Here is a 12,927-nt window from a genome sequence, read left to right as displayed (position 1 = left end):
TGTTCCTGATGTTTCAGGGAGGAGGTTCTTGTTTTGAAAAAGAAGGGAAAGGGCAAAAGCGCCCGAGAACGGTTCCGCAGTTTCAGACATGCCCGCTCAGCCCATGTGCTGCTGTACCTGCTGCTTTCAGCGATCATGTTTGGTTTGCTCTTTATTCATGTAAAACCTGAATCACTTAATTTGGATTTGTTTGCAGTCAGTGATAAGACGATTTACGCGCCCGCCACAGTGGAAGATCAGCAGGCGACGGAATCGAAAAAGCAGGCGGCCGAAGATGCGGTGGAAGATCAATACACTCTGAAAAAAGGCTATACCGACAACCGGCTTGACCTGATTACTTCCATTTTTGACAGCATCGGCGAAGTGAAAAAAGATGCGGAAAAAGACAAAAAGTCACCTTCGGAAAAATCACTGGTAAAATCGGTGAAAAACAAGCTGACACAGGATGTCAATGAATCCGTCTCGGAAGATGCCATTAAATCGCTTCTCCATGCAAACAATGAAGATTTCTCATTTGTGAGGGATTCCGTCATTACCGCGGTGAATACGGTGATGAGCAGTGAAATTCCTTCTGAAAAGCTTGCCGAAGCGAAGGATAAGGTCGCAAAAGAGCTGAAAAGCGCTTCTGTGCCGTCAAAATATTTAGCGGCTGCGACTGAAATCGGAAAATACGCAGTCATCCCGAATTATGTATTTGATCCGAAAGCGACGGATGAAAAACGCCAGGAAGCGTCAGACAGCGTCCAGCCGGTACAGATCAAACAAGGACAGGTTCTCGTGGAAGAGAATGATCTGATCGACCGGGAAGTATACAGGAAGCTCGAACTGACGGGGCTTTTGAATAATTCCAACCTGTTAAAACCGATCAGCGGTCTCCTTCTGATGATCGGGCTGTTTATTGCCACGCTTGTCTACTATTTTGAGAAACAGCAGCAGGAGCTTAAGCTGAAAAATAAATCTCTTTTGCTGTTTTCTATCATTACAACGCTTATTCTCGTCATTATGGAAGTCGTCAGTCTCTTTCAGAAGATTGAATACACCAATATCGGCTATCTTGTGCCGATCGTCGCCGGCGCGATTTTAATCAGGCTGCTGCTCAATGAAAGGCTCGCCATTTTAGGAAGCATCATTCTGGCGATCTGCGGCAGTATGATGTTTAATCAGGGTGTGACGGGAACATTTAATTACGTCATCGGCATTTACTATTTAATCAGCAGCATTTCAGGCATTCTGTTTCTGGGAAAACATAATGCGAGATCAAAAATATTGCAGGCGGGACTGTTCGTCTCATTTATTAATATGATTATCGTGCTGTCGCTTTTATTAATACAAAATACGGCGCTGTCACCGGTTGAAATCGGAACGCTGATGCTGATGGGGGTCGTCTCGGGACTTGCTTCATCCGTTCTGATTATCGGTCTGATGCCGTTTTTTGAGACGGGATTCGGCATTCTTTCAACGATGAGGCTGATTGAACTGTCTAATCCGAATCATCCCCTGCTTCGAAAGATTTTAACGGAAACACCCGGTACATATCATCACAGCGTCATGGTGGCAAATCTGTCGGAAGCGGCTTGTGAAGCCGTAGGGGCAAACGGTCTTTTAGCACGGGTCGGAGCGTATTATCACGATCTCGGCAAAACGAAACGTCCGCAATATTTTATTGAAAATCAGATGAATATGGATAATCCGCATGACAAGCTGTCTCCGCAGCTCAGCAAAAATATCATTATCGCACATACGACAGACGGTGCGAATATGCTCAGAAGCTATAAGTTTCCGAAAGAGCTTGTGGATATCGCGGAGCAGCATCACGGAACGTCCCTTTTGAAATTCTTTTATTATAAAGCGAAAGAAAAGGGCGACCAGATTACAGAGAAAGAGTTCCGCTACCCGGGGCCGAAGCCGCAATCGAAAGAAGCGGCTATTATCTCAGTGGCCGACAGCGTTGAAGCCGCCGTCCGTTCCATGCATAATCCCAATCCCGAGCGGATCGAAAAACTGGTGCGGGGAATTATATCCGATAAGCTTCAGGACGGACAATTCTCAGAATGTGATCTCACGTTCCGAGAACTGGATACGATCGCAAAAACACTATGTGCGACGTTAAAAGGAATTTTCCACTCCCGGATTGAATATCCGGAGGCTACGAAGAAGGTGAAATAAATGGGTTTACTCATAGATATTGTTGATGAAACGAACAGCGTCTCAGCTGATGCGCTCCAAGAAGTGGAGAAGCTGCTCCAATTCGCGGCGGAAAAAGAAGGCGTTCAGGATCAGGCTGAAGTATCGGTCACGATTGTGACAAATGAAGAAATCAGAGAAATCAACAGAGACTACCGGGGAAAAGACACTCCGACTGACGTCATTTCGTTTGCGCTTGAAGAAGAAGGCGAGGACGAGGTTGAAATCGTAGGCGCCGACATGCCGCCTGTTTTAGGAGATATTATCATCAGCGCAGACAGAACGAAAGAGCAGGCGGAAGAGTACGGCCATTCGTTTATGAGAGAGCTCGGTTTTCTGGCTGTCCACGGCTTTTTGCATTTGCTTGGCTATGATCACATGACAAAAGAAGAAGAGGAAGAAATGTTTTCAAAGCAAAAGGATTTGCTGGATGAGTATGGACTCACGAGATCATAAAAACGAGTGGAGCAGGTTCCTGAAAAGCTTTGTCCATGCATGGAGGGGAATCTGGAAAACGGCGCGGTCAGAGCGTAATTTTCAATTTCATATCATCGCGGCCTGCGCCGTTATTCTTTGCGGTTTTCTCACCGGGCTGAGCACAGCCGAATGGGCCGTTGTTTTGGTGCTGATCGGAGGGATGCTTGCTTTGGAGCTTTTAAATACGGCGATAGAGCATGTTGTGGATTTAGTTACCGATCAGTATCACCCGCTCGCAAAAGCGGCAAAGGACGCGGCCGCCGGAGCCGTTTGCGTCTTTGCCGTGATATCGTGTATCATTGGTTTACTCATCTTCTTGCCGAAGATATGTTAGCAGAAGATTCTTACAATTATTTTACATTGCCAAAAATGGGCGTGAAAAACCAATCATAATTATGTAAAATAAAAGTGACAGCGGTATCATACAGGATAAAGGTAAGAGAGGAATTAAGTACACATGAACAGACAAGAATTGATTGCAGAAGCATTAAAAGCGCGGGACACAGCGTATGTGCCGTATTCAAATTTCAGAGTGGGAGCCGCTCTTCTTACCAAAGACGGAAAAGTGTACAGAGGCTGCAACATTGAAAATGCGGCATACAGCATGTGCAACTGTGCTGAACGCACGGCGATATTCAAAGCTGTTTCCGAGGGGGATACGGAATTTACGATGCTCGCCGTGGCTGCGGATACTCCGGGACCGGTTTCGCCGTGCGGAGCCTGCAGACAAGTAATTTCCGAGCTGTGCTCAAAGGATATGCTTGTTATTCTGACCAACTTACAAGGACAAATAAAAGAAATGACTGCGGAAGAATTATTGCCGGGCGCATTTTCATCGGAGGATTTACATGACGAACGAAAGCTTTAAATCAGGATTTGTATCTATCATCGGAAGGCCGAATGTAGGAAAGTCTACCTTTTTAAACAGGGTCATCGGTCAAAAGATCGCCATCATGAGCGACAAACCCCAGACGACAAGAAATAAAGTCCAAGGGGTGCTGACAACCGGCACGTCGCAGACCATTTTTATTGATACACCGGGCATTCACAAACCAAAGCACAAGCTTGGCGACTTTATGATGAAAGTGGCGCAGAATACGCTGAAAGAAGTTGACTTGGTGTTATTTATGATTAACGCCGAAGAAGGGTACGGAAAAGGCGACGAGTTTATCATTGAAAAGCTCGGACAGACGTCCACGCCGGTCTTTCTGATCGTAAACAAAATTGATAAGATCCACCCTGACCAGCTGCTTCTTTTAATTGATGAGTACCGTACGCGCTATCCGTTTAAGGAAATCGTGCCGATCTCAGCTTTGGAAGGGAACAATGTCGAAACCCTTCTCGCGCAGATTGAAGCGTATTTACCGGAAGGGCCTCAGTTCTATCCGAGCGATCAGGTGACTGACCATCCCGAGCGGTTCATTATTTCTGAACTGATCAGGGAAAAGGTGCTCCATCTGACAAGGGAAGAAGTGCCGCACAGCATCGCTGTCGCTATCGAGTCCATTAAAGGGCAGGAAAACGGCTCCATCCATGTCGCCGCCACCATTGTGGTCGAGCGGGATTCTCAAAAAGGCATCGTCATCGGCAAAAAAGGAGCGCTTCTGAAAGAAGTCGGCAAAAGAGCGCGGGCTGATATTGAAGCTCTTTTGGGCTCACGCGTTTACCTGGAATTATGGGTGAAGGTGCAGAAGGACTGGCGGAATAAAATGTCTCAGCTGCGTGATTTCGGCTTCAAAGAGGATGAATATTAATTCATCTAAGGCGCATGCCTGAGGTGTGAGATTACCTCACAGAAGCAGGGATTCGTTAGCAAAATTTGTTTAACATGAAAAGGAGGACATCAGGTCAAGATAAGGGTAAGAATTTGGATTGCAAAGCTAGTTTAATGATGAAAGGTGGGTTTTTTGTGTTGAATTTTACCTGGAACGTATTTTCTCAAACAGGAAGTGTTGATACGTACCTTCTTTTTAAAGAACTGGAAAAAGAGAACCTGGAAAGACCCGAAGAACCGGAAGATGAGCTAGCCCGAATTGATTTTCCAATTTTGTAAACCTCTTGGCCCCTCCCGTTGTTGGAAGGTGCGGAAATGCTGACTAAATGTGAAGGAATCGTGCTCCGTACGAATGACTACGGGGAGACGAATAAAATCGTGACATTGCTGACGAGGGAACACGGCAAAATCGGCGTCATGGCAAGGGGCGCCAGGAAGTCAGCCAGCCGGCTGTCAGCAGTCAGCCAGCCGTTTTTGTACGGGTCATTTTTAATGCAAAGAACATCTGGACTCGGCACGCTCCAGCAGGGTGAAATGATTCTCAGCATGAGAACGATCAGAGAAGACTTGTTTTTGACGGCATATGCCGCTTTTATCGCTGAACTTACTGACAAAGGAACGGAAGAGAAGAAACCGAACCCCTATTTATTCGAATTGATTCTCGAATCCTTTAAGAGGCTGAATGAAGGGACTGACCCGGACGTGATCACCTTCATCGTTCAGATGAAAATGCTCGGCGTCATGGGACTGTATCCGGAGCTGAATCATTGTGTCCACTGCAAAAGCCGGGACGGGACGTTTCATTTTTCGGTAAGAGATAATGGTTTTATCTGCCACCGCTGCTTTGGAAAGGATCCGTACAGAGTTCCGATTTCGCCGCAAACGGCAAGGCTGCTAAGGCTTTTTTATTACTTTGATATCGGAAGGCTCGGCAGCGTCTCATTAAAACAGGAAACCAAAAACGAACTTAAACGGGTTATCGATCTGTATTATGAGGAATATTCAGGGCTTTATTTAAAGTCTAAACGGTTTTTAGACCAGATGGAAAGCATGAAGCACCTTTTGGATGAAAACAAAAGTTGACATTCTGCCCATCTTTTTATATGATCATTTATTATAAAATATGTTGCAGTGACAGAAAGAAGTACTTGCGTCCAACTCATATAAGCGACCTTAGGACAGTGTAAGCTAAGGATGAGCGCGCAACGAAAGGCATTCTTGAGCAACCCTTTAAAAAGAGGCTGAGTGATTCACATCCTCAGCAACTAGGGTGGAACCGCGGGAGAACTCTCGTCCCTATGTTTGCGGCCGGCAAGCATAGAGACGGGAGTTTTTTGATTGCCGCCGCACTTGTAAAAGAATGGAGAAAGTGGAGGTGCTTGAAATGAACATTCAAGATATGATTTTAACCTTGCAGAAGCACTGGTCGAGTGAAGGCTGTGTGCTCATGCAGGCGTATGATGTGGAGAAAGGCGCAGGCACAATGAGCCCGTATACATTTTTACGGAGCATCGGGCCGGAGCCGTGGAAAGTAGCTTACGTTGAGCCGTCCAGACGGCCTGCGGACGGACGGTACGGTGAAAACCCGAACAGGCTCTATCAGCATCACCAATTCCAAGTCATTATCAAGCCGTCGCCTGATAACATTCAAGAGCTTTACCTTGATTCATTGCGTGCGCTCGGCATTGACCCGCTTGAACATGATATCCGTTTCGTAGAAGACAACTGGGAAAACCCGTCTTTAGGCTGTGCAGGTCTCGGCTGGGAAGTATGGCTTGACGGGATGGAAATTACTCAGTTTACATATTTCCAGCAGGTGGGCGGAATTGAATGTAAACCGGTGTCCGTTGAGATCACATATGGTATTGAACGTCTCGCGTCATATATTCAGGATAAAGAAAACGTCTTTGATCTTGAATGGACGTCAGGATTTACTGTGAAAGATTTATTTATGATGGCTGAATACGAGCATTCCGTTTATACTTTTGAAACATCTGACGTGGATATGCTTTTCCATTTGTTCAGCACCTATGAAAAAGAAGCAATCAGACAAATGGATAACGGGCTTGTGCATCCGGCCTATGATTATGTGCTGAAATGCTCTCACACATTTAATCTGCTCGATGCAAAAGGCGCGATCTCGGTGACAGAGCGGACGGGATATATCGGCCGTGTCCGCAACTTAGCGAGAAAAGTGGCAAAAACGTATTATGAAGAACGGGAAAAATTAGGGTTCCCAATGCTTAAAGAGGAGGGCTCTTCCCATGAGTAAACAAGACTTGCTTTTAGAGATCGGACTCGAGGAAATGCCGGCGCGGTTTTTACATGACAGCATGGTGCAGCTCGGTGAAAAGCTGACCGGCTGGCTGGCTGAAAAAAATATCGCCCATGGCGAAGTGAAACTTTTTAATACGCCGAGACGTCTGGCAGTATATATAAAAGACGTAGCAGAAAAACAGGCTGATATTCAGGAAGAAGCAAAAGGCCCGGCGAAAAAAATCGCTCTGGATGCTGACGGAAACTGGACAAAAGCCGCTATCGGATTTTCAAAAGGCCAAGGCGCCGGAGTGGATGACCTGTATATAAAAGATGTAAACGGCACGGAATATGTCTTCGTTCAAAAATTCCAGGCGGGACAAGAGACGAAGACACTTTTACCGCAGCTGGAAAATTTGATTGCCGGAATGCATTTTCCGAAAAACATGCGCTGGGGCACGCAGGATTTGCGCTATATCCGTCCGATCAAATGGATTGCCGCCCTCTTTGGAAAAGACGTCATTCCGTTTGAAATCACAAATGTCGAGACGGGCCGGAACACGCAGGGACACCGCTTTCTCGGCCAAGAAGTATCTGTTGATGCGCCGTCATCATACGAAAAGCTGCTGAAAGAACAAAGCGTCATTGCTGACCCGAAAGAACGCAAACAAATGATCCAAAGCCAGCTGGATGCGCTTGCGGCTGAGAAGAAATGGAACATTCCGATCGATGAGGACCTGCTGAACGAAGTCAACCATCTGGTGGAATACCCGACGGCGCTTTACGGATCTTTTGAATCCGAGTTTCTTTCTATCCCTGAAGAAGTGCTTGTGACAACAATGAAAGAGCATCAGCGCTACTTCCCGGTAAAAGATGAAAACGGGAATCTGCTGCCTCATTTTATTACGGTAAGAAACGGGAACAGCCATGCAATTGAAAATGTTGCCCGCGGAAACGAGAAAGTGCTGAGAGCAAGGCTTTCAGATGCTGCGTTCTTCTACAAAGAAGACCAAAAGCTGAACATTGATGAGAACGTGAAGAAATTGGAAAATATCGTTTTCCATGAAGAGCTCGGCTCCCTTGGAGATAAAGTAAGAAGAGTGGTCACCATTGCGGGCAAACTTGCCGTCCGCCTGAAAGCGGATGAACAGACGCAAAAACTTGTGAAGCGCGCCGCAGAGATTTCTAAATTTGACCTGGTTACACATATGATCTATGAGTTCCCTGAGCTTCAAGGCGTGATGGGAGAAAAATATGCGCGCATGCTCGGTGAAGATGATGCCGTCGCTGCCGCTGTCAATGAGCACTATATGCCGAGAGCGGCCGGGGGAGAAGTGCCTTCAACCTTTACCGGCGCGGTCGTGGCGTTAGCTGATAAACTGGACACGATTGCTTCCTTCTTCAGCATTGACGTAATTCCGACAGGTTCTCAGGATCCGTACGGATTGCGCCGTCAGGCAAGCGGCATTGTTTCCATTCTGATCGACCGCAACTGGGGCATTTCTTTTAAAGAACTGCTGTCGTTGACAGAAACGGAAAAAGAAAATGAGCTCCTTGATTTCTTTACACAGCGTCTGAAATACGTTTTAAACGCTGAAGACATCCGTCATGACGTTATTGAAGCCGTTCTGGACAGCACAGAGCTTGAGCCGTATGCAGCCGTTCATAAGGCAAGAGTGCTTGAGAAGCACCTCGGCACACCCGGCTTTAAAGAAACGGCTGAATCACTCGGCCGGGTCATCTCCATCAGCAAAAAAGGCGAGAGCCGCGATATCAAGCCGGATCTGTTTGAAAATGAACAGGAGAAAAAGCTGTTTGACGCTTATCAAAAAACAAAAGACAGTGTCGCGGAAAGCTTTGCCTCCAAAAACTATGAACAGGCGCTTGCCGTGCTCAGCGGATTAAAAGAGCCGATCGAAGATTACTTTAATCACACGATGGTAAATGCGGACGATGAAGCATTAAAAACCAACCGTTTAGCGCAAATGACCGCTCTAGCAGATGTGATCAAGTCTTTTGCTAATATGAATCATCTTATTGTAAAATAAAGAAAAAGACGGTTGCTGTGTGATCGGCAATCGTCTTTTCCCCTTTTACATAACATCACAGAATGAAAACATAGATAAAGAAACCCTTCCATAAAGGTGGTGAGTACGATCGAATTAAATAAACGGCAAGAACAAATTTTACAGATTGTAAAGGAAAACGGCCCGATTACCGGAGAGCATATCGCAGAACAGCTCAATTTAACGAGGGCCACGCTGCGGCCGGACTTGGCCATACTCACCATGTCAGGCTTCTTAGAGGCCCGTCCGCGGGTCGGTTATTTTTATACGGGGAAAACGGGAAATCAGCTGCTTGCCGATAAATTGAAAAAGCTGCAAGTGAAAGATTTTCAATCGATCCCTGTTGTCATCAATGAAAATGTCTCGGTATACGATGCCATCTGCACCATGTTTTTAGAAGATGTCGGCACGTTATTTGTCGTAGATCGTGATGCTGTCTTAGTCGGTGTGCTGTCACGCAAAGATTTGCTGCGGGCGAGCATCGGCCAGCAGGAACTTGCCTCAATACCGGTTCATATTATCATGACAAGAATGCCGAATATCGCCGTCTGCCGGCGTGATGATTATGTGATGGACATCGCCAAGTATTTAATTGAGAAACAGATCGATGCCCTGCCCGTTATTAAAGATACGGATAAAGGCTTTGAGGTCATCGGCCGGTTTACCAAAACGAATATGACTAAGATACTTGTCAGTTTATCAGAAAATGAAATCATATAAGCTTGAAAACTAACGGGGGGATAACATGGACAATCGCATCATTTATGTAGTATCAGACTCAGTCGGAGAAACCGCCGAACTCGTTGTAAAAGCCTCGCTCAGCCAGTTTAACGGCTCAGCCGATGATACGCATATCAGAAGAATACCTTATGTGGAAGATATCGGCACCATTAATGAAGTCGTGTCTCTCGCCAAAGCGGACGGCGGCATTATTTGTTTTACGCTCGTTGTTCCTGAAATGCGCAAATACCTGGTTGAACAAGCGGAAAAAGCGAATGTGCTGTATTACGATATTATCGGTCCGCTCATCGATAAAATGGAATCGGCTTACGGTCTGACCGCCAAATATGAACCGGGCCGCGTCCGCCAGCTTGATGAAGATTATTTCAAAAAGGTCGAGGCGATCGAGTTTGCCGTCAAATATGACGATGGCAGGGATCCAAGAGGCATTTTAAAAGCCGATATCATCCTGCTCGGAGTATCCAGAACGTCTAAAACCCCATTATCACAATATCTTGCCCATAAGCGTCTGAAAGTGGCCAATGTGCCGATCGTTCCTGAGGTCGATCCGCCGGAAGAACTGTTCAGCGTTGATCCGAAAAAATGCATCGGCTTAAAAATCAGCCCTGATAAACTGAACCATATACGTAAAGAACGGTTAAAATCTCTCGGCTTAAATGACAAAGCCATTTATGCCAATATCAACAGAATTAAAGAAGAGCTGGAGTATTTTGAGAAAATCGTGGACCGGATCGGCTGCCAAGTCGTTGACGTTTCGAATAAAGCGGTCGAGGAAACAGCGAACATCATTCATCATCTCAAAACAAAGGGCCGATAACTCAGGACGCTTTATCCTGGGTTTTTGGGTATGCAAATAGGGAATAAACAAAAAGGATGGCATCTTCGCGAAGTTTGTATTATAATAAAAAATTGTGATAAAATGTTTATTTTTAGGTTTAAGCTTCGTGTGATACGAATAAACTATTATGGGTAAGATGTCAAGAATAACTCCCGGAAATTTTTCGACAAAGCTCAAAATAGATCCGCAGTCATGGAGCATATGCGATTTCGCTTGTTTTTATGCAGGAGATTGATGGAGGGATGGAGAATTAGTCTTCTAAATGAAAAAGAAAAGACGATTTTTGTCGATGCAGACGCATGCCCCGTAAAAGAGGAAATAATGCTCATTGCATCGCAATTCAGCGTTCGGGTTATTTTCGTCGCATCATTTGAACACTACCAGCTTTCCAGAAGCAAAGACGAGAACTGGGTATACGTTGATCCTCATAAAGAAGCGGCGGATTTATATATCGCAAACCATGTGAGATCGGGAGACGTCGTAGTCACGCAGGATATCGGTTTAGCCTCTCTTTTGCTGAACAGAAATATTGCCGTCTTATCGGAAAGGGGCCGTTCTTATACTGAAGACACGATTGACTTCGCTCTGATGAGCCGTCATATGTCAGGCAAAATGAGAAGAAGCGGCATTCATTCCAAAGGACCTAAAAAATTAAATAAAGAAGATCGGAATCGATTTGTTACCCTGCTTAAAAAAATCCTGTCGAATGATGAAGGGATTTCAAATCAAAACATCGAATAATGTACGACGGAGTGTTATAAGATGGGAAACCGCATACCAGATGAAGTAGTTAATCAGGTGCAGCAGTCAGCAGACATTGTTGAAGTCATAGGTGATTATGTCCAATTGAAAAAGCAAGGCCGCAACTACTTTGGGCTCTGTCCGTTTCACGGGGAAAACACGCCCTCGTTTTCCGTCTCCAGCGATAAGCAGATCTTTCATTGCTTCGGATGCGGTGCGGGCGGGAACGTTTTCTCTTTCTTACGGCAGATGGAAGGCTATTCATTTACGGAAGCTGTTTCTCACCTTGCGGATAAATATCAGATTGATTTCCCTGATGATATAACGATTCACTCTGCATCCAGGCCGGAATCTTCCGGAGAGCAGAAGATGGCGGAAGCCCACGAGCTTCTGAAGAAATTTTACCATCATTTGCTAATAAATACAAAGGAAGGCCAGGAAGCGTTAGATTACCTTTTATCAAGGGGTTTTACGAAAGAGCTCATAGATGAGTTTGAAATCGGCTACGCGCTGGATTCCTGGGATTTCATGACGAAATTCTTGAAAAAGCGCGGTTTTGAGGAAGAACTGATGGAAAAAGCGGGTCTGCTGATCAGAAGGGAAGACGGCAGCGGGTATTTTGACCGTTTCAGAAACAGAATTATGTTTCCCATTCATGATCACCACGGAGCCGTGGCGGCTTTTTCAGGAAGGGCGCTCGGAAGCCAGCAGCCGAAATATATGAACAGCCCGGAAACGCCGCTGTTTCATAAATCTAAGCTTCTGTATAACTTTCATAAGGCGCGCCTGCCGATCAGGAAAGAGGAGAGAGCCGTTCTGTTTGAAGGCTTCGCTGACGTCATATCCGCCGTCAGCTCAGGCGTAAAAGAAAGTATCGCCACAATGGGGACGTCGCTCACCGAAGAACATGTGAAAATCCTCAGGAGAAATGTTCAGGAGGTCATTCTCTGTTACGATTCGGATAAAGCCGGGTACGAAGCTACGCTGAAAGCGGCCGGCCTGCTCCAGAAAGCCGATTGTAAGGTAAGAGTAAGCATGCTGCCTGACGGGCTTGATCCTGATGATTATATCAGAACCCGGGGCGGAGAAAAATTCCGGACCGATATCATTGATGCAAGCGTTACGGTCATGGCTTTTAAAATGCAATATTTCCGCAAAGGGAAAAACTTATCTGACGAAGGAGACCGGCTCGCTTATATGAAAGAAGTGCTGAAAGAAATCAGCGCTCTTTCCGGGTCGCTTGAGCAGGAAATGTATGTGAAGCAGCTCGCCTCGGAATTTTCTCTTTCGGTAGAATCTTTGACGGAACAGCTTTCCATCTACGCCAGACAAAACACCCCCGGCGACAAAAACGCCGAACCGCAGACAAGACGGGCCCGGGTGACGACAAAAGCGAAACGGCGCCGTCTCCGTCCCGCCTATGAGAACGCGGAAAGACTTCTGCTCGCTCATATGCTGAGAGACCGAAACGTCATCAAGAAAGTGATTGAGCGTGTCGGCTTTGAATTTAACATTGACGGACATCGTGCGCTGGCAGCATACCTGTACGCTGTTTATGAAGAGGGTGCTGACATGACGCCGCAGCATCTTATGGCGAGAATGCAGGATGAGGAAATCAGCCAGCTGCTTTCAGATATAGGGATGCTCCAAGTAAACGAGGAGCTCTCAGAGGCCGAGTTATCCGATTACGTAAAAAAAGTGTTGGATCACCGAAAATGGTCAATGATAAAGGAAAAAGAAGCAGAAAGAGCGGATGCGGAGAGGCAGAAAGACTTCTTGAAAGCTGCGTCTCTGGCTCAAGAAATTGTTGCATTGAACCGATCATTAAAGTAACACCAAAAAGAGGCTTG

13 protein-coding genes are annotated in these 12,927 nt (G+C 46.0%); all 13 read left to right on the top strand.

Annotation, left to right across the window (positions count from 1 at the left end; all coding sequences use genetic code 11):
• The first annotated feature begins 33 nt into the window (after nt 1–33).
• Nucleotides 34–2,166: an HD family phosphohydrolase gene (locus tag NYE38_RS12460; protein ID WP_065180881.1), complete on the top strand. Its 2,133-nt coding sequence runs from the start codon at nt 34–36 to the stop codon at nt 2,164–2,166.
• Nucleotides 2,167–2,640, top strand: coding sequence for an rRNA maturation RNase YbeY (ybeY, locus tag NYE38_RS12455; RefSeq protein ID WP_003152973.1), 474 nt, complete (start codon nt 2,167–2,169; stop codon nt 2,638–2,640).
• The gene (locus NYE38_RS12450; RefSeq protein ID WP_340803135.1) at nt 2,621–2,995 is read left to right on the top strand and encodes a diacylglycerol kinase family protein; all 375 of its coding nucleotides are present in this window, start codon (nt 2,621–2,623) and stop codon (nt 2,993–2,995) included. Before ybeY ends, NYE38_RS12450 begins: the two co-directional genes overlap by 20 nt.
• Before the next feature lie 123 nt (nt 2,996–3,118).
• Nucleotides 3,119–3,529, top strand: a complete 411-nt coding sequence (locus NYE38_RS12445; RefSeq protein ID WP_017418172.1) for a cytidine deaminase — start codon at nt 3,119–3,121, stop codon at nt 3,527–3,529.
• The gene (gene era / locus NYE38_RS12440; RefSeq protein ID WP_014470680.1) at nt 3,510–4,415 is read left to right on the top strand and encodes a GTPase Era; all 906 of its coding nucleotides are present in this window, start codon (nt 3,510–3,512) and stop codon (nt 4,413–4,415) included. The genes NYE38_RS12445 and era overlap by 20 nt, the downstream gene beginning before the upstream one ends.
• A gap of 155 nt (nt 4,416–4,570) precedes the next feature.
• Entirely contained in the window at nt 4,571–4,714 is a 144-nt protein-coding gene (locus NYE38_RS12435) for a YqzL family protein (RefSeq protein WP_007408286.1), read from the top strand.
• A 36-nt stretch (nt 4,715–4,750) separates the two neighbouring features.
• Nucleotides 4,751–5,518, top strand: a complete 768-nt coding sequence (gene recO / locus NYE38_RS12430; RefSeq protein ID WP_106067885.1) for a DNA repair protein RecO — start codon at nt 4,751–4,753, stop codon at nt 5,516–5,518.
• Between the two features lie 301 nt (nt 5,519–5,819).
• Complete coding sequence (glyQ, locus tag NYE38_RS12425) at nt 5,820–6,707, top strand: glycine--tRNA ligase subunit alpha (RefSeq protein WP_106067886.1); 888 nt, start codon at nt 5,820–5,822, stop codon at nt 6,705–6,707.
• Entirely contained in the window at nt 6,700–8,739 is a 2,040-nt protein-coding gene (gene glyS, locus NYE38_RS12420; protein WP_340802410.1) for a glycine--tRNA ligase subunit beta, read from the top strand. Before glyQ ends, glyS begins: the two co-directional genes overlap by 8 nt.
• Before the next feature lie 99 nt (nt 8,740–8,838).
• A complete protein-coding gene (gene ccpN, locus NYE38_RS12415) occupies nt 8,839–9,477 on the top strand; it encodes a transcriptional regulator CcpN (RefSeq protein ID WP_003152989.1) in 639 nt (212 codons plus the stop codon).
• A gap of 25 nt (nt 9,478–9,502) precedes the next feature.
• A complete protein-coding gene (locus NYE38_RS12410; RefSeq protein WP_003152991.1) occupies nt 9,503–10,315 on the top strand; it encodes a pyruvate, water dikinase regulatory protein in 813 nt (270 codons plus the stop codon).
• A 255-nt stretch (nt 10,316–10,570) separates the two neighbouring features.
• The gene (locus NYE38_RS12405) at nt 10,571–11,077 is read left to right on the top strand and encodes a YaiI/YqxD family protein (protein ID WP_014418404.1); all 507 of its coding nucleotides are present in this window, start codon (nt 10,571–10,573) and stop codon (nt 11,075–11,077) included.
• 21 nt (nt 11,078–11,098) lie between these two features.
• Entirely contained in the window at nt 11,099–12,910 is a 1,812-nt protein-coding gene (gene dnaG / locus NYE38_RS12400) for a DNA primase (protein ID WP_110085428.1), read from the top strand.
• Nucleotides 12,911–12,927 lie beyond the last annotated feature (17 nt).

This window comes from Bacillus sp. EU63, assembly GCF_038592915.1.
Lineage (GTDB): Bacteria > Bacillota > Bacilli > Bacillales > Bacillaceae > Bacillus > Bacillus velezensis.
The sequence above is the reverse complement of the archived record's forward strand: the minus strand, read 5'-3'. Positions and strand labels throughout refer to the sequence as shown.

What these genes read in the sequence shown, in the direction of transcription:
- ybeY (WP_003152973.1), top strand. Translation starts at nt 2,167, where the DNA reads ATGGGTTTACTCATAGATATTGTTGATGAAACGAACAGCGTCTCAGCT.
- NYE38_RS12450 (WP_340803135.1), top strand. Translation starts at nt 2,621, where the DNA reads ATGGACTCACGAGATCATAAAAACGAGTGGAGCAGGTTCCTGAAAAGC.
- NYE38_RS12445 (WP_017418172.1), top strand. Translation starts at nt 3,119, where the DNA reads ATGAACAGACAAGAATTGATTGCAGAAGCATTAAAAGCGCGGGACACA.
- era (WP_014470680.1), top strand. Translation starts at nt 3,510, where the DNA reads ATGACGAACGAAAGCTTTAAATCAGGATTTGTATCTATCATCGGAAGG.
- recO (WP_106067885.1), top strand. Translation starts at nt 4,751, where the DNA reads ATGCTGACTAAATGTGAAGGAATCGTGCTCCGTACGAATGACTACGGG.
- glyQ (WP_106067886.1), top strand. Translation starts at nt 5,820, where the DNA reads ATGAACATTCAAGATATGATTTTAACCTTGCAGAAGCACTGGTCGAGT.
- glyS (WP_340802410.1), top strand. Translation starts at nt 6,700, where the DNA reads ATGAGTAAACAAGACTTGCTTTTAGAGATCGGACTCGAGGAAATGCCG.
- NYE38_RS12410 (WP_003152991.1), top strand. Translation starts at nt 9,503, where the DNA reads ATGGACAATCGCATCATTTATGTAGTATCAGACTCAGTCGGAGAAACC.
- NYE38_RS12405 (WP_014418404.1), top strand. Translation starts at nt 10,571, where the DNA reads ATGGAGGGATGGAGAATTAGTCTTCTAAATGAAAAAGAAAAGACGATT.
- dnaG (WP_110085428.1), top strand. Translation starts at nt 11,099, where the DNA reads ATGGGAAACCGCATACCAGATGAAGTAGTTAATCAGGTGCAGCAGTCA.